The sequence below is a fragment of the Rhodococcus sp. NPDC003322 genome (genome assembly GCF_053589555.1).
In genome coordinates, this window is record NZ_JBSFSC010000006.1 from 62,296 (window position 1) to 78,376 (window position 16,081).

Genomic DNA, 16,081 nt, shown 5'->3' on the forward strand with positions numbered 1-16,081 from the left:
ACGACCGGGGCGCGTCCGCCGAATCCGAGAGGATTCGTGCGGGCGCGCCCCGCGCCCGTTCAGGGACCTGCGAGTCCTTGCACTCACCCCCTGTGAGTGCTAAAAAGGCACTTGGCACTCGCAACACGTGAGTGCCAGGTCGGGACGGTGAGGCTGGGATCCCATCGACACCCCTGGTCGTCCGTCGCGGGCACCGAGCCTGGCCGAGTGAACGGGGCGAACCGCATGCGGTCGTCCTGCGCGCCAATGAGGCGACCCGACGAGCGGTCGCCTTGTGTGTCACCCCCAATCCGGAGGATCACTTCGCAATGGCCAAGATCATCGCGTTCGACGAAGAGGCACGTCGCGGCCTCGAGCGTGGCCTGAACAGCCTCGCCGACGCCGTCAAGGTGACGCTGGGACCCAAGGGTCGCAACGTCGTGCTCGAGAAGAAGTGGGGCGCCCCCACGATCACCAACGACGGCGTGTCCATCGCCAAGGAGATCGAGCTCGAGGACCCCTACGAGAAGATCGGCGCCGAGCTGGTCAAGGAGGTCGCCAAGAAGACCGACGACGTCGCGGGCGACGGCACCACCACCGCCACCGTCCTCGCTCAGGCGCTCGTCCGCGAGGGTCTGCGCAACGTCGCTGCCGGCGCCAACCCGCTGGGTCTCAAGCGCGGCATCGAGAAGGCCGTCGAGGCCGTCACCGCCAAGCTGCTCGACACCGCCAAGGAGGTCGAGACCAAGGAGCAGATCGCTGCCACCGCCGGTATCTCGGCCGGCGACTCGTCCATCGGTGAGCTGATCGCCGAGGCCATGGACAAGGTCGGCAAGGAAGGCGTCATCACCGTCGAGGAGTCCAACTCCTTCGGCCTGCAGCTCGAGCTCACCGAGGGCATGCGCTTCGACAAGGGCTACATCTCGCTGTACTTCGCGACCGACGCCGAGCGCCAGGAAGCGGTCCTCGAGGATCCGTACATCCTGCTCGTCAGCTCCAAGATCTCCACGGTCAAGGACCTGCTGCCGCTGCTGGAGAAGGTCATCCAGGCCGGCAAGCCGCTGCTGATCATCGCCGAGGACGTCGAGGGCGAGGCCCTGTCGACCCTGGTCGTCAACAAGATCCGCGGCACCTTCAAGTCCGTCGCCGTCAAGGCTCCGGGCTTCGGTGACCGCCGCAAGGCGCAGCTCGCCGACATCGCCATCCTCACCGGTGGCGAGGTCGTCAGCGAAGAGGTCGGCCTGTCCCTGGAGACCGCCGGCATCGAGCTGCTCGGCCGCGCCCGCAAGGTCGTCGTCACCAAGGACGAGACCACCATCGTCGAGGGGGCCGGCGACGCCGACGCCATCGCCGGTCGCGTCAACCAGATCCGCGCCGAGATCGAGGCGTCGGACTCGGATTACGACCGTGAGAAGCTGCAGGAGCGCCTGGCCAAGCTGGCCGGTGGCGTCGCCGTCATCAAGGCCGGCGCTGCGACCGAGGTCGAGCTCAAGGAGCGCAAGCACCGCATCGAGGACGCCGTCCGCAACGCGAAGGCTGCCGTCGAGGAGGGCATCGTCGCCGGTGGTGGCGTGGCTCTGCTGCAGTCCGCTCCGGTCCTGGACGACCTGAAGCTGGAGGGCGACGAGGCCACCGGTGCCAACATCGTCAAGGTTGCCCTCGAGGCTCCGCTCAAGCAGATCGCGTTCAACGCCGGCCTCGAGCCCGGCGTCGTCGCGGAGAAGGTTCGCAACCTGCCCGCCGGCAGCGGCCTGAACGCCGCCACCGGTGAGTACGAGGACCTGCTCGTCGCGGGCATCAACGACCCGGTCAAGGTCACCCGCTCGGCGCTGCAGAACGCGGCGTCCATCGCGGCCCTGTTCCTGACCACCGAGGCTGTCGTCGCCGACAAGCCGGAGAAGGCCGCTGCTCCGATGGGCGACCCGACCGGTGGCATGGGCGGCATGGACTTCTGAGTCCGACCCCGCGGGGGATCTGATCGTCCCACCCGGCTCACGCGAGGCCGGTCCACCGCACGGTGGACCGGCCTCGTGCCATGTGAACAGCCGGGGTCGGTGTCGGTCGGACGGGTGAACTCCGTTCGGCAGTTTGCCCATTCTTTGGACAACCCGCGCGCTCTGGGCGACACTGTCCGGGCGTACCGACTTTCGAGGCCCCACGAAGTAACGGTGGGGCCACGCTGCTGTATATATACGCGAACGCACAGCTTTACAAAGCACAGCTTACGAACGCAGACGACATATCAAGGTGGGAAGATGCCCAAGATTCGTGGATCCGCCCGTCGCATGGGCCGCATCGCGGCCGTGACGGCGGCGCTGACCGTCCTGCCGCTGCTCGGTGTCGGCGCCGTCGCGAACGCCGCCGACGTTCCGAACGCGGTCGCGCCGAACGGATCCAAGCTCGAGCGCGTCGACGGCAGCGGACGTCAGGTCACCGCCTACGTGCACTCGACGTCGATGGACAAGCTCATCCCGGTGAAGATCCAGCTGCCCGCCGACACCAGCGCGCCGCGGCCGACGCTGTACCTGCTCAACGGTGCCGGTGGCGGCGAGGACTCCGCGACCTGGCAGCGCCGCACCGACATGGCGTCGTTCTTCTCCGACAAGAGCCTCAACGTGGTCACCCCGATCGGGGGCGCGTTCAGCTACTACACCGACTGGCGCAACGACGACCCGGAGCTCGGCCGCAACAAGTGGACGACCTTCCTCACCGAGGAGCTCCCGCCGATCATCGACTCGGCGTTCAAGGGCAACGGCACCAACTCCCTCGCCGCGATCTCCATGACCGGCACCAGTGTGCTGAACCTGGCCATCAAGGCCCCCGGCCTGTACAAGAGCGTCGCCGGCTACAGCGGCTGCGCCGAGACCAGCACCCCGGCGGGCCAGACCTACATCAAGCTCGTCGTCGAGTCCCGCGGCGGCGGCGACACCGAGAACATGTGGGGGCCCACGGACGACCCGGAGTGGATCGAGAACGACCCGGTCATCCAGGCGGAGAAGCTGCGCGGCACCGAGATCTACATGTCCTCGGGCAACGGCCTCCCGGGCGCGCACGACACTCTCGAGGCGACCGGTGGCACCGCGGCGCTGGCAAACCAGGTCCTGCTCGGCGGGGCCATCGAGGGTGCGACCCTGCTGTGCACGAACAACCTGTTCAAGCGGCTGAACTCGCTGAACATCCCGGCCACGTTCGACTTCCGTCCGAACGGCACCCACTCGTGGGGCTACTGGGAGGACGACCTGCACAAGTCGTGGCCGTGGATCGCACGCACCATCGGCCTGTGACGCTTCGACCTTCGGATTCCTGACCGGGGCACGTCCCCGGTTCCCGGCTCCACCGACGGCGCCGATCCCGCTCAGCGGGGTCGGCGCCGTCGTGTTTCCGTGTGGCGTGTTTCCGTGTTTTCCGCGTGACCGTGTTTCCTACGCGACAATGGACCCGTGCGCGCGGATGCGGTGTTCGACGCACCGGTCGGCGGTCCCCGGCGGCCGGAGCTGCTGGCCGCGTTGTCGCTCGCCATCGACCTCGGCCTGGGGCAGCCGATGGAACACATGCTGCGGGCCACGCTGATCGCGACCCGTCTCGCCGAGCGGGTCGGGGTGGACGAGACGGCGCGCGCCGCCGTCTATTACGGCACCCTGGTCGAGTGGATCGGCTGTCACGCCGACTCCCACGAGCTGACCGCGCTGGTCGGGGACGACATCGCGTTCCGCGCGGACACCTACGGGATCGACATGACCGGCTGGCCACTGCTCCGGTTGATCCTGCGACACGCGGGCGCCGACGATCCCGTGTGGCGGCGCGGACTCCGGACGGTGGTGCTGGCACGCACCGCGCGGTCCCGGCTGACGGAGCTGATCACGTCGCACTGCACGTCGGCTCGGGTGCTCGCCGAACGGGCTGGGCTGGACTCCGGGGTCGCGGATGTGCTCGCGTACACCTTCGAACGATGGGACGGGTCCGGGCTGCCCCGCGGTGTCGGTGGCGAGTCGATTCCGCTCGCGGCGAGCGTGATCGCGGTCGCCGATGTCGCCGAGGTGCACTTGAGGACCGGCGGCCCGGACCGCGCGGTCCAGGTGGTCACCGCCCGTCGCGGTGGGCAGTTCTCGCCGCGGGTGGTGGACGTGTTCGCCGCCGAGGTCGGTGACATCGTGGCGGGGCTGCTCGAGTGCGACGTGTGGGCCGCGGCGCTGGATCGAGCACCGGACCGGGACCGTCGTCTCGGTCCGGACGAACTCGATGTACTGCTCGGTGCGATGGGGGATTTCGTCGATCTGAAATGCCCGTTTCTGCTAGGGCATTCGCGTGCGGTGGCGGAGTTGGCGCGGGAGGCCGCCCGGATCCTGGGGATGACGCCGCCGCATCAGCGGCGCGTCTATCGCGCGGGTCTCGTGCACGGGCTGGGCCGGATGGGGATCTCGAACCGGATCTGGGAGCAGGTCACGCCACTGACCACGGCGGACTGGGAGCGGGTGCGCCTGTACCCGTACCTGACCGGACGGATCCTCAGTCGGGTCGGGGGACTCGAGGATGTCGTGGCGGTGGCGGTCGCGCATCGGGAACGGCTGGACGGCAGTGGATTTCCGCGTGGTACCACCGCCGCCGATCTGACACCGGCGGATCGGTTGCTGGCCGCGGTGGATGCGTACCAGCGGATGCTCGAGCCGCGACCGTACCGCCCCGCGCACACCCCGACCGAGGCGGCGGACCTGCTCCGGGGCGGAGCCGGGTCGGGACGGCTGGACGCGGAAGCGGTCGAGGGCGTTCTGGTGGCCGCCGGGCACCGCCCCGCGCGCCGTCGGGTGTGGCCGGCCGGTCTGACCGATCGTGAGGTGCAGGTCCTGCGGATGGTGGCCCGCGGACACAGCAACCGGGACATCGCAGCCCGACTGGTGATTTCGGAGAAGACGGTGCGCAACCACGTCGAACATGTGTATCTCAAACTCGGCGTCCGCAACCGAACCCAGGCGAGCATGGCCGCGATCGATCACGGGTTGGCGCAGTATCCGTTGGTGGCGGACTGACGGGACCGAGGCGGAGCCCCGCAGATGCTCGGCTCGACCGCACCCGGCGGCGCGCGGGAGTGACGTTCAGCTATTGACCGGCTAAGTCCACGGCGCGGTGCCCCGGCGAAATGCTGTGCCGTGCGTAGTATCCGGTTCGAGTTGGGTCCGGTGGCGGGCCCGCCGACGAACGGGGTGTACGCAGGTGGACGGTGTGGTGATCGCGCTCGAACTGATCGTGGTGCTCGGCGCGATCGTGATGGGCACCCGGTCGAGTGGAGTCGCGCTCGGCCTGTGGGGTGGTGCCGGTGTCGCGGTACTGGTCTTCATCTTCGGTGAGGACGTCGGCGCACCGCCGGTCGACGCGCTGCTGATCGTCCTGTCGGTGGTGCTGGCGTCCTCGATGATGCAGGCGGCCGGCGGCATCGACTGGATGGTGTCGATCGCGGCGAACGTGATCGCCAAGCGGCCCAAGCAGATCACCCTCATCGCACCGCTGGTGTCGTTCCTGTTCTCGGTCGGCGCGGGCACGTCGAACATCCTGTACCCGTTGCTCCCCGTCATCTACGACGCCTCCTACCGCAACGGGATTCGCCCGTCGCGTCCGCTGTCGCTGTCGGTGGTCGCGACCGGCGTCGCGCTCGCGTGCAGCCCGGTCTCGGCGGCCATGGCGGCGATGGTCACCCTGACCGACGTCGAGCCGTACAACTTCGAACTGATCGACATCATCAAGATCACGTTGCCTGCCGCGATCATCGGCATCGTGATCAGTTCGTTCGTGGTGAACCGGCTCGGCAAGTCCATCGCCGAGGACCCGGAGATTCAGGCGAAGATCGCGGCCGGCGAGATCGCGGCCCCGGCGGGTGGCATGAGCAAGGTGGAACTGAAGTCCACGACTCAGGGGCGCAACGCGGCCCTGATCTTCCTCGTCGGCGTGCTCGCGATCGTGGTCTTCGGTCTGTTCAAGGGAATTCGGCCCGACGCCGCCGACGGCAGCCCCTTGGGCATGACGCCGATCATCGAGATGATCATGTTCGTCGTCGGCACGCTGATCCTGTTGGTGAGCAAGCCGCCGGTCGCGGATGTGCCGACGATGTCGGTGTTCAAGGCCGGCATGGTCTCCGCGATCGCCCTGTTCGGCCTGGCCTGGCTGACGGACACGTTCATCAGCGCGCACCTCGACCTGATCACCGACACCGTCGGCGACTGGGTGGAGGCCGCGCCCTGGATCTTCGCGCTGGGCGTGTTCCTGGTCTGCGTGCTCACGACCAGCCAGTCGACCGCGACGCGGACCATCGTGCCGATCGGTCTGACCGCTGGCCTGGCGCCCGGACTGATCAGCGGCATGTGGGCGGGCGCGTTCGCCGGCATCTACCTGCTGCCCACCAACGGATCGCAGATCGCCGCCGCGAACTTCGACGAGTCGGGCAGCACCAAGCTCGGCACCAAGCTCGTCGACCACTCGTTCTTCGTGCCGACGCTGGTGCTGGCGGTCACGACGATCGCTGCCGGTTCGGTGCTGGGCGTGATCCTGGGCTGAGCCGGATCCTGTCGTGAGACGCGCCGCCGTCGGGTAATCCCGGCGGCGGCGTCTTCTTCGGATCAGCGGGCGCGGTAGGCGTCCCAGCTGGCCTTACATGCCAGGGCGATGGCGTCGACCTGGTCCGGATCGGCCTTCGGCCACCCCACCCCGGGCTCGTGCAGTTCCGCGGTGAGGGTCGGGCCGAGCAGGAACTCTCGACGGAATTCGGCCTGCACCGCACCGAGCGTCACCCCGGCGGCCGCCGCCCGCGGCGCCAGTTCGGCGAATCGGCCTCCGGCCGAGATGATCTCCTGGCTGCCCAGGTACGGCTGGTTCAGTGCCACGGCCGCGGCGTCGTCCACCGCGAAGCCCGTGCGGTGTGCCGCCGCCAATGCACGAATCGTGTCCGGCGCCATCGTGACCGGGTTCTCGCCGCGCGGATTGCCTTCGTGGTCACCGCGATTGGACAGCGCGACGACATCGGGCAGCCGATCCGCCGGTGCGCGTTCGACGTTCACCGCGCCCTCGCGAGTGGTGGTGGTGTTCATGGTGTCGTGGAAGGAGAGTGTCGTGAACTCCACCGGCCGCCCGGTGTCGTTCGCCTTGGCGAACGCGAGATCCACCATCCGGTCGACCAATTCGTCGCGGGTCCGCTCGTACACCTCGAGGCCGCGCGCTGCCACCTCGGCGAACGTGTTCGCGAGGAACCGGAGTCCGCCCTCGCTGTCGGGTTCGAGCAGCAGGGGGAAGAACGAAAACGTCACCGGGCGAATTGCATCCACTCCGGTGAGGTCGACCCGGTTGTACGGACCCGCGGCCCGGACCCGGGCGAAGGCTTCCTTGAGGTCCGCGTACAGATCGGCGGGCTTGGCGCGGTTGGGGTCACGCACCATTCGCGGATGCGGGTTCTCGACGTAGACGATCCGCGGGTCGATTTCCGCCCAGCGTCGCACGATCGGGCCGGTCGAGCAGTCGGTGAAGTCGAACTGCAACCGACGGGTGAACTCGGGGGCGAGGAACGCGGCCAGTTCGGCGGGGATCAGCGACCCCGAGTGCGGGCAGCTCACGAGCAGGTCGGCCTCGGCCAGAGCCTCGTCCAGGCTGCGGTTGCCGCGGTCGGCGTAGAAGATCAGGTCGTCCGGGGTGAACTCGGTTCCGGCCGGAATCAGCAACGGGTCTGAGAGTGCCATGCCCGAACACTATCGGGCTCCGTGCCGAGGAGAGAGTATTGAACGGTGGAGACGATTCCGATTCAGATGCCGGACGGGACCGAGGTGCCGGTGCGGCTGTTCGCGGGCCGGGAGGCGATGCCCGTCGTGGTGATCTTCCCGGGGCTGGGGGTGCCGGGCGGCTACTACGACACCGTCGCGCAGGCGCTGGTCGAGCACGGCTTCAACGCGGCGATCGGGGAATTACGTGGTCAGGGTGACAGCAGGCCCCGGCCCGGACCCGACAGTGCCTACGGCTACCAGGAGCTGGCGTCGGTGGACTATCCGGCGGTCTTCGAGGTGGTGCGGGAGCGGTTCGACGAGAGCACTCCCTACCTGCTCGGGCACAGCATGGGTGGTCAGCTGGGCGTGATGTACGCGGCGCGGGCCCGCGGGGAGCTCGGTGGGCTGATCCTCGTGGCCTCCGGGTCGCCGTTCCATCGTTCACACGGTGTGGTGCGGGGTGCGGGGCTGCTCGTCGGGTCGGCGGCGATGTCGGTGACCGCGAACGTGGCCGGGTTCTGGCCGGGGGACCGGTTCGACGTCGGCGGGTTCGGTCGGCAGTCGAAGGTCCTGATCGCCGACTGGTCACGGTTCGCGCGGACCGGTCTGATCGAACCGACCGGCGCGGACATGGACTACGAGGAGCGGATCGGACGGCTGACCCTGCCGGTGCTCTCGATCTCCGTCGAGGGCGATGACCTCGCCCCGAAACCTGCGATCCGCGATCTCGTCCGCAAGCTCCCGAACGCCGAGGTCACCACCTGGCACCAGAGCGAGTCGCTCGGGCACAACGGCTGGATTCGCAACTGCGCGAGCACGGTCGATCGGATCGCCGACTGGTTACACGATCACACCTGAGGCGCAGTGAACCCACCTCCGGAGCTTCCCGACGACGCGACCGTGGCAGGCGGCCCGCCCACCGAACTCGGCCCGCTGACTCGCGTCGGTTCCGGCGGGTCGGGGTCGGAGTCGACCACACGGTCGGGCGGGCCGAGTGCCGGCGTGGTCGTCGACACCGGGGTGGTGCGGCTGGCCGCGGAATGGGAGAACGGGGCGACCCCGCCGGGTGACCTGCGGGACTACCTTCCCGACACGGACGCGATCCGGCGTACGGCGCTGGTCGAACTGATCATGGTCGACCTCGCGTATCGATGGATCCGGGTTCACCAGCCGAAACGGATCGCCGACTACTGCGTGGAGTTTCCGGAACTGCTCGCGGGACCGATACCTCCCGAACTGATCTACGAGGAGTACCGCGTGCGTCGGCTGAGCGGTGACGACGTCGCCGCGGACGACTACGTCGAGGAGTTCCCGGAACAGGCCGAGCGTTTCGTGTGGCTGCTCGAACACGATCCGCGGTCGAGTACGGAGACCGTCCCGTCGACATTGCCCACCGGAGCGGACCTGCAGGTAGGCGAACGGCTGGACGATTTCGACCTGGTCGCCGAGCTGGGGCACGGAGCGTTCGCGCGCGTCTTCCTGGCCCGCCAGACGTCCATGCAGCGCTGGGTGGCCCTCAAACTGTCACGCAATGTCGGCGCCGAGCCCCAGACCCTCGCGAAGCTCGATCACCCGTACATCGTCCGGGTCTACGACCAGCGTGTGCTCGAAGACCGCCAGGTCCGGGCGCTGTTCATGGAGTACGTACCCGGCGGCACCCTGCTCGACCTGATCCGCCGGGTGCGTGACACGCCACCGGAACTGCGATCCGGGCAGCTGCTGTTCGCCTCCGTCGAGCGGGAACTGGCACGCAAGGGCGTGAGCGGCCCCGTCGAGTCGAGTGTGCGCGCGGAGGTGGCCGCGTTGTCCTGGCCGGAGACGGTCGCGTGGATCGGGCTGCGGCTCGCGGAGGCCCTCGACTACGCGAGTTCGCAGGGCGTGCTGCACCGGGACGTCAAACCCGCCAACGTGCTGCTCACCGCCGAGGGCATCCCGAAGCTCGCCGATTTCAACGTCAGTTGCGGCGACACCCTGGTGGTGCCGGGGACGGCCACCGCGGTGGCCGGATCGCTGGCCTACATGTCGCCCGAACAGCTGGCGGCGGCGAGCACACCGGCGGCCGCCCCGATCGACACCCGCAGCGACATCTACTCGCTCGGGGTCATGCTCTGGGAGTTGCTGACGGGGGAGCGGCCGTTTCCGGACGTCGGGTCGGGCAAGGACGCGGCCGCTGCGGCGCTCGAGGTGCGCCGGCGCGGTGTGGACGAGGAAACGGCCGCGCGGTTGCCAGAGAGCTGTCCGCCCGCCCTGCGCCGGGTGCTGCTCACCTCGCTCGAGCCGGAGCCGGAACGTCGGTGGTCGAGTGGACGGAAGCTCGCCCGGCAGTTCGCACTGTGCCTGGATCCGCGCGCCCGCGGTCTGGTCGACCCGTCGCCGGGAAGCAAACGGTCGATGCTGGTGCGGTGGGCCCTGCCGATCGTGATCGCCGCGATCGGGATCCCCAACCTGCTCGCGACCGCATTCAACTACTACTACAACCGGGAGACGATCATCCGCTCGCTCGCCCCGGAGCCGCAGCTTCACCTCGAACAGGTGCACACCGTGATCGGCCTCCTGGCGTTCCCCCTCGGCGCGGCGCTGATCCTCTGGTGGTGCCGGCTCGCGCTCACCGTGCCGCGGCGTGTGCAACAGGGACGTTCGTACGACGCCGCGACGCTTCGACGGGCACGGGTGGCCACGCTGAACCTGGGGCACCGCGCGGTCGTCGTGGCCTTCGCATTGTGGTTGGTGGCCGGCATCGCCTATCCGATCAGCCTGCAGATCGCGGCCGGGGGGATCCCCCAGCGAACCTTCACCCAGCTGATCGCGTCGCTGGCCGTATGCGGGGCCGTCGCGGTCGCCTATCCCTTCTTCATCCTCACCTACTACGCGGTTCGCTCCCTGTATCCGGTTCTGCTGTCACACGGGGAGATCCACGGTGACGACGGACGGGATCTCCGGTCACTGAGGGTGCTCGCCACCCGCTATCTCGCGGTCGCCGCGTCGGTCCCACTGGTCGGTGTCGCGGGGCTGAGCTTCGCGGGCGCCGAGCGGCCCGGCTACGTGGATCTGACCGTGCGCGCGCTGTGCCTGGGCGGCATCGTCGGCTTCATCGCGGTCTACCAGCTGTTCCGGCGCATCGAGGCGGACCTGCGGGCCCTGAGCCGGGTCGTGACGCTCGGCGCGCCGGACGGCTGACCGGGCCCGCGCTCAGCTCAGGGTTCGCCAGAGGAACTCGTATGCCAGCGCCGACTTGAACGCGAGCTGAGCGTTGTCGGCGGCGCCGCCGTGTCCGCCCTCGATGTTCTCGTAGTACCAGACCCGGTGACCCTGCTCCTCGAGTCGGGCGGTCATCTTGCGGGCGTGACCGGGGTGCACGCGGTCGTCGCGGGTCGAGGTGGTGATCAGCACCGGCGGGTAGGTGCGGTCGGGGTCGGCGTTCTGGTACGGCGAGTACTCCGAGATGAACTCCCACTCGGCCGGGTCGTCGGGGTCGCCGTACTCGGCCATCCACGACGCGCCGGCCAGCAGCAGGTGGTAGCGGCGCATGTCGAGCAGAGGCACCTGGCACACGATGGCGCCGAACAGTTCCGGGTAGCGAGTGAGCATGACACCCATCAGCAGGCCGCCGTTGCTTCCGCCCTGTGCGCCGAGCTGCGCCGCGGTCGTGACGCCGCGCGCGACGAGGTCGCGGGCGACGGCGGCGAAGTCCTCGAACGCCTTGTGCCGGCCCGCTTTCAGTGCCTGGGTGTGCCAGTCCGGGCCGTACTCGCCGCCGCCGCGGATGTTCGCGACGACGTATGTGCCGCCACGTTCGAGCCACCCGCGGCCGAGGGCGCCGCTGTAGCCGGGCAGCATCGAGTTCTCGAAGCCGCCGTACCCGTAGAGCAGGGTCGGGCCCGGCTCGGCGTCCTTGCGGCGGACCACGAAATAGGGGATCGCGGTGCCGTCGTCGGAGGTCGCGAAGTGCTGGGCGACGGAAAGGCCCTCCGCGTCGAAGAACGACGGCGCCTGCTTGAGTTCCTCCACCGGCTCGCCGACATGGCCGTGCAGCAACGTCGCGGGGGTCAGGTACCCGCTGGAGTTGAGGAAGAACTCGTCCGACTCGACGGGGTCCACGTCCAGCACATCGGTGGAGGTGAGTTCCGAGATGCCGTCCAGCGGGGCGTCCGTCCAGCCGCCCGGACCCGGTGTGAGGACGCGCATGCGCGTCTGCACGTCCGACAGCGTCACCAGCAGCAGGTGGTTGCGGGTCCACACGTACTGCTCGAGTGAGGTGTGCCGGTCGGGGGCGAACAGCACGGTCAGGTCCCGGGAACCGGCGAGGTAGTCCGCGTAGCGTGCGGCGAGCAGGGTGCCGGCCGGGTGTGTCGTTTCGTCCACCGTCCACGGCGACCGGGTGCGGATCAGCAGCCACTCGCGGTGCGCGGACACCCTGGCGTCCTCGGGTGCCTCGATCCGGACCAATGTGCCGTCCCTGGTGATCTCGTACCGCTGCGACGAGTAGAAGTCGACGGCCCGTTCGGCGAAGCTGCGCTCGAAGCCGGGGGTGCGGTCGTACCACGCCGAGACCGCGACGTCGGTGTGCTCGCCCTCGAACACCACCGGGGCGTCGCGGACGTCGGTGCCGCGGCTCCAGCGGACGGCGATGCGCGGGTAGCCGGAGTCGGTGAGGGCGTCCGGCCCGGTGTCGGTGCCGACGTAGACGGTGTCGCGGTCGATCCAGTCGATGTCGGTCTTGGCCTCCGGCAGCACGAACCCGCCGTCCGCAATGGGGACGAATTCGCGTCGCACCAGGTCGAATTCGCGGATCACGACGGCGTCGGCGCCGCCGCGGGACATGCTGATCAGGGCGCGGGTCTGGTCGTCCTCGCCCTCCGTGCGCAGCACCTGCGCGCCGGACCACACCCAGTTCTCGCCCTCCTCGGCGGCGACCGCGTCCAGGTCGACGAGGACCTCCCAGACGGGGGAGTCGGTGCGGTACGAATCCATCGAGGTGCGCCGCCACAACCCGCGTACGTGGTCGGCGTCGCGCCAGTAGTTGTACAGGTGGGCGCCGCGTCGGCGAACGTACGGGATCCGGGCGTCGGTGTCGAACACCGCACGGATGCGGGCCTGCAGGTCGGTGAAGTCGGCGCCGGCGGCGAATTCCGCGACGGTGCGGTCGTTCCGGGTGCGGACCCAGTCCAGGGCGCTCTCGCCGGTGACGTCCTCGAGCCGGAGATGGGGATCGTGCGGGTCGGAAACCATTGTTCATTGATACCCCTGACGTGCACATCCGCGTGCAGGTGGGGACCGCGCGTCGGCTGGGGGTTCCCATCCGTCGAGCCGGGTATTAGAAATCAAGACTGTTCGACTGAAACGGTGATAGCCCGTCCGCTGAGCGGGCGATGTGAGGGAAGTGGAGGTCGTGCCGTGAAGACGCACGAGGTCACCAATCAGGTTCCGCCGCTGATCGACTACGACACCGCCGGGCACCCGCTGTTCGACGAGGTCCTGACCGCCGCCGGTGCCGCGGACGCGCTCGCCGAGGTGCACGAGGTGGGCACCCTCGCCGGCAGCGCGTACGCCAAGGAACTCGGCGACCGGGCCGAGGCGCACCCGCCGATCCTGCGGACCCACGACCGCTACGGCCACCGGGTGGACCGGGTCGACTACGACCCCGCCTACCACGACCTGATGCGGCACGCGGTCGAGTTCGGCCTGCACGGCGCCCCGTGGCGCGACCGGCGGGACAACGCGCACCTGATCCGAGCCGCGAAGTTCTCCGCCTGGCAGGCCACCGACGCCGGCCACGGCTGCCCCGTCTCGATGACCTACGCCGCCGTCCCTGCACTGCGGGCCGACGAGAAGTTGTCCGCGGAGTTCGAGCCACTGCTCAGCAATGACCGGTACGACCCGTCCGTCGCGCCGCCCGCGCTCAAGCGGGGCCTGATCGCGGGCATGTCGATGACGGAGAAGCAGGGCGGCTCGGACGTGCGGGCCAACACCACCACCGCCACCCCCCAACAGGACGGCAGTTACCGGATCGTCGGCCACAAGTGGTTCACCTCGGCGCCGATGTCGGACATCCTGCTCACCCTCGCGCAGGCGCCCAGTGGACTGACCTGCTTCGTGCTGCCGCGGGTGCTGCCGGACGGCAGCATGAACGCGATTGCGTTGCAGCGCCTCAAGGACAAGCTGGGCAACAGGTCCAACGCCAGCAGCGAGGTCGAGTACGACAACGCGATCGGCTGGCGGCTCGGCGAGGAGGGCCGTGGTGTCCGCACCATCATCGAGATGGTCAACATGACCCGCCTGGACTGCACCCTCGGCACCGCCACGCTGATGCGCCAGGCCGTCGCGCAGGCCGCCCACCACGCCGCGCACCGCAGTGCGTTCGGCGCGCGGCTGATCGACAAGCCGTTGATGCGCAACGTGATCGCGGACCTCGCCGTCGAGGCGGAGGCGTCCACGACGGTCGCATTGTGGCTGGCGTCGCAGACCGACGCCGCGCTGCGCGGTGACGAGAGGGCAGCGCTGCTGCGCCGCCTCGGCTTGGCGGTGTCCAAGTACTACGTCTGCAAACGCGGACCGGGCCACGCCGCGGAGGCACTGGAATGCCTGGGCGGCAACGGTTTCGTCGAGGAGTCCGGCATGCCGCGTCTCTACCGGGAAGCTCCGCTCGCGTCGATCTGGGAGGGCAGCGGCAACGTTGCCGCCCTGGACACCTTGCGCGCGCTGGGCAAGCAGCCGGAGGTGCTCGGGGCGTTCTTCGACGAACTGGGCGCCGCCGCGGGGGTGGACGCCCGGTATGACGCCTGTGTCGCCGCACTGAAGGCGCAGTTCGCCGACCTCGGCGATCTCGAGTACCGCTCCCGGATCGTGGTCGGCCGGCTCGCGCTCGCGCTGCAGGGCTCGCTGCTGCTGCGGTCCGGGAACCCGGCGGTCGCCGACGCCTTCGTGGCCACTCGCCTCGCCGGAGACTGGGGCACCGTCTACGGCACCCTGCCCACCGGTCTGGACCTGACCCCGATCATCGACCGCGTCGTCCCCGTCCCGGTCTCCTGACAACGCGGACAAGAGGCTGGGAGCATCATGGAACGCACACTCGGGCAGTTGCTGCGGGAGCACCTCACATCCCACAGGTCCGTCAAGGACGCGGTGTTCGTCGACGCGCTGCCGAAGAACTCGGTCGGCAAGATCCTCGAACGGCAACTGCGGGTCGCGTAACCGAGAGGCGACGGGCCCCGCACCGAGATCGGTGCGGGGCCCGTTCCACGGTCAGGCGCCGGGTGTCACAGTCCGATGGACGCGGCGAGCATCGGCCAGGACTCGTGCAGGTCGTCCTGCCAGTAGCCCCACGAGTGGGTGCCGGCGGGCCGGAAGTCGAAGGTCGCGGGGATCTGCAGCTCGTTCAGGCGGTTCTGCAGGTTGTGGGTGCACTGGTTGGCGGCCGCTTCGATGGCCCCGCCGACGATGACCTGATTGGCCAGCGTGCCGACGTTGCCGTCGATCCCGGGGGCGGCGAGGTTGTCGTGGTCGCCGGGCAGGCCGCTCGACGCGGAGACGAACAGTTGCAGTCCGCGCAGCTTCTCGGCGTTGACGACGGGGTCGTTCGCCTTCCAGCCGGGTCCGTCGTACGGGCCCCACATGTTGGTCGCGTCACCGCCGCCGCGGGACTCGACCACCGCCCGGATGTAGAACTGGCCCGCTTCCGTCGAGGTCTCGGCACAGCCGCTGTAGGCGCCGACGCTCTTGTACAGGCCGGGCGCGTCGATCGCCAGGTTCAGCACCGAGGTGCCGGCCATCGAGATGCCCGCGATCGAGTTGACGCCGGTGGTGTCGAAGGCCTCGTCGATGATCGGGGGCAGTTCCTTGGTCAGGAAGGTCGTCCACTTGTTGCGGCCGAGTTCCGGATCGTCCTTCTCCCAGTCGGTGTAGTAGCTGAACGCGCCGCCGATCGGGGTGACCACGTTGACGTTCTTGTCCGCGAAGAAGTCCATCACGTCGGTCCGCCGCTGCCAGGTCGCGCTGTCCTCGCCGCCGCCCGCCCCGTTGAGCAGGTACAGCGTCGGCCGCGGCGCGCTGGTGTCGGCGGGCCGGATGACCTCGACCGGGATCACCCGGTCCATGGCCGCCGAGTACACCTGCGCGGTCACCTTGCGGTCGGAGTTCGTGTCGATGCGTTCGAGGTACGACGAGTCGCCGCTCACCGCTGCGGGGGTGGCCTGGGCGACGACCGGGGCGGCCAGCAGGGGGAGTGCGACCAGCGCTGCGGCGGCGACTGCGACGGACATGCGGCGGGAGGTGGTCCGGAGACGCATCGGTGAAACCTTTGATCGGGGATGAGCGGCGCGCGTCGGCGCGAGCGGCGGCTCGGGGGGTCGACTTCCTTCTTACCGGAC

Annotated in this window: 11 protein-coding genes; 8 read left to right on the forward strand and 3 right to left on the reverse strand. The window is 69.2% G+C overall.

Going from position 1 to position 16,081, the window contains the following annotated elements; translation table 11 throughout:
* The first annotated feature begins 308 nt into the window (after positions 1-308).
* The 4 genes from groL (at position 309) to ACWDUM_RS22850 (ending at position 6,522) form a co-directional block, all read left to right on the forward strand.
* The gene (gene groL / locus ACWDUM_RS22835; protein WP_450116654.1) at positions 309-1,934 is read left to right on the forward strand and encodes a chaperonin GroEL; all 1,626 of its coding nucleotides are present in this window, start codon (positions 309-311) and stop codon (positions 1,932-1,934) included.
* A 300-nt stretch (positions 1,935-2,234) separates the two neighbouring features.
* The gene (locus tag ACWDUM_RS22840; protein WP_450116653.1) at positions 2,235-3,263 is read left to right on the forward strand and encodes an alpha/beta hydrolase; all 1,029 of its coding nucleotides are present in this window, start codon (positions 2,235-2,237) and stop codon (positions 3,261-3,263) included.
* Between the two features lie 258 nt (positions 3,264-3,521).
* Complete coding sequence (locus ACWDUM_RS22845) at positions 3,522-5,003, forward strand: HD domain-containing phosphohydrolase (RefSeq protein ID WP_450136023.1); 1,482 nt, start codon at positions 3,522-3,524, stop codon at positions 5,001-5,003.
* Between the two features lie 184 nt (positions 5,004-5,187).
* A complete protein-coding gene (locus ACWDUM_RS22850; RefSeq protein WP_450116652.1) occupies positions 5,188-6,522 on the forward strand; it encodes an anaerobic C4-dicarboxylate transporter family protein in 1,335 nt (444 codons plus the stop codon).
* 62 nt (positions 6,523-6,584) lie between these two features.
* Here the strand turns inward: ACWDUM_RS22850 and ACWDUM_RS22855 are convergent, their stop codons facing one another.
* Positions 6,585-7,694 (reverse strand): N-formylglutamate amidohydrolase, encoded by a 1,110-nt coding sequence (locus ACWDUM_RS22855; RefSeq protein WP_450135745.1) that lies wholly within the window; start codon positions 7,692-7,694, stop codon positions 6,585-6,587.
* A gap of 45 nt (positions 7,695-7,739) precedes the next feature.
* Here ACWDUM_RS22855 and ACWDUM_RS22860 point away from each other — a divergent pair, with 45 nt between their 5' ends.
* Together ACWDUM_RS22860 and ACWDUM_RS22865 are read left to right on the forward strand one after the other, a co-directional pair.
* Positions 7,740-8,573: an alpha/beta hydrolase family protein gene (locus tag ACWDUM_RS22860; RefSeq protein ID WP_450135746.1), complete on the forward strand. Its 834-nt coding sequence runs from the start codon at positions 7,740-7,742 to the stop codon at positions 8,571-8,573.
* Between the two features lie 6 nt (positions 8,574-8,579).
* A complete protein-coding gene (locus tag ACWDUM_RS22865; protein WP_450135747.1) occupies positions 8,580-10,892 on the forward strand; it encodes a protein kinase domain-containing protein in 2,313 nt (770 codons plus the stop codon).
* A gap of 12 nt (positions 10,893-10,904) precedes the next feature.
* Here ACWDUM_RS22865 and ACWDUM_RS22870 read toward each other — a convergent pair whose 3' ends face one another.
* Complete coding sequence (locus ACWDUM_RS22870; RefSeq protein ID WP_450135748.1) at positions 10,905-12,944, reverse strand: prolyl oligopeptidase family serine peptidase; 2,040 nt, start codon at positions 12,942-12,944, stop codon at positions 10,905-10,907.
* A 165-nt stretch (positions 12,945-13,109) separates the two neighbouring features.
* On the opposite strand from ACWDUM_RS22870, the gene ACWDUM_RS22875 reads away from it, so the two are divergent.
* Entirely contained in the window at positions 13,110-14,744 is a 1,635-nt protein-coding gene (locus tag ACWDUM_RS22875) for an acyl-CoA dehydrogenase family protein (protein ID WP_450135749.1), read from the forward strand.
* A gap of 27 nt (positions 14,745-14,771) precedes the next feature.
* Positions 14,772-14,906: a hypothetical protein gene (locus ACWDUM_RS22880; protein WP_450135750.1), complete on the forward strand. Its 135-nt coding sequence runs from the start codon at positions 14,772-14,774 to the stop codon at positions 14,904-14,906.
* Positions 14,907-14,971: 65 nt separating this feature from the next.
* On the opposite strand, the gene ACWDUM_RS22885 is transcribed toward ACWDUM_RS22880, so the two are convergent.
* Complete coding sequence (locus ACWDUM_RS22885) at positions 14,972-16,000, reverse strand: alpha/beta hydrolase (protein ID WP_450135751.1); 1,029 nt, start codon at positions 15,998-16,000, stop codon at positions 14,972-14,974.
* Between the last annotated feature and the right edge of the window lie 81 nt (positions 16,001-16,081).

What these genes read in the sequence shown, in the direction of transcription:
- groL (WP_450116654.1), top strand. Translation starts at nt 309, where the DNA reads ATGGCCAAGATCATCGCGTTCGACGAAGAGGCACGTCGCGGCCTCGAG.
- ACWDUM_RS22840 (WP_450116653.1), top strand. Translation starts at nt 2,235, where the DNA reads ATGCCCAAGATTCGTGGATCCGCCCGTCGCATGGGCCGCATCGCGGCC.
- ACWDUM_RS22845 (WP_450136023.1), top strand. Translation starts at nt 3,522, where the DNA reads ATGGAACACATGCTGCGGGCCACGCTGATCGCGACCCGTCTCGCCGAG.
- ACWDUM_RS22855 (WP_450135745.1), bottom strand. Translation starts at nt 7,694, where the DNA reads ATGGCACTCTCAGACCCGTTGCTGATTCCGGCCGGAACCGAGTTCACC.
- ACWDUM_RS22870 (WP_450135748.1), bottom strand. Translation starts at nt 12,944, where the DNA reads ATGGTTTCCGACCCGCACGATCCCCATCTCCGGCTCGAGGACGTCACC.
- ACWDUM_RS22880 (WP_450135750.1), top strand. Translation starts at nt 14,772, where the DNA reads ATGGAACGCACACTCGGGCAGTTGCTGCGGGAGCACCTCACATCCCAC.
- ACWDUM_RS22885 (WP_450135751.1), bottom strand. Translation starts at nt 16,000, where the DNA reads ATGCGTCTCCGGACCACCTCCCGCCGCATGTCCGTCGCAGTCGCCGCC.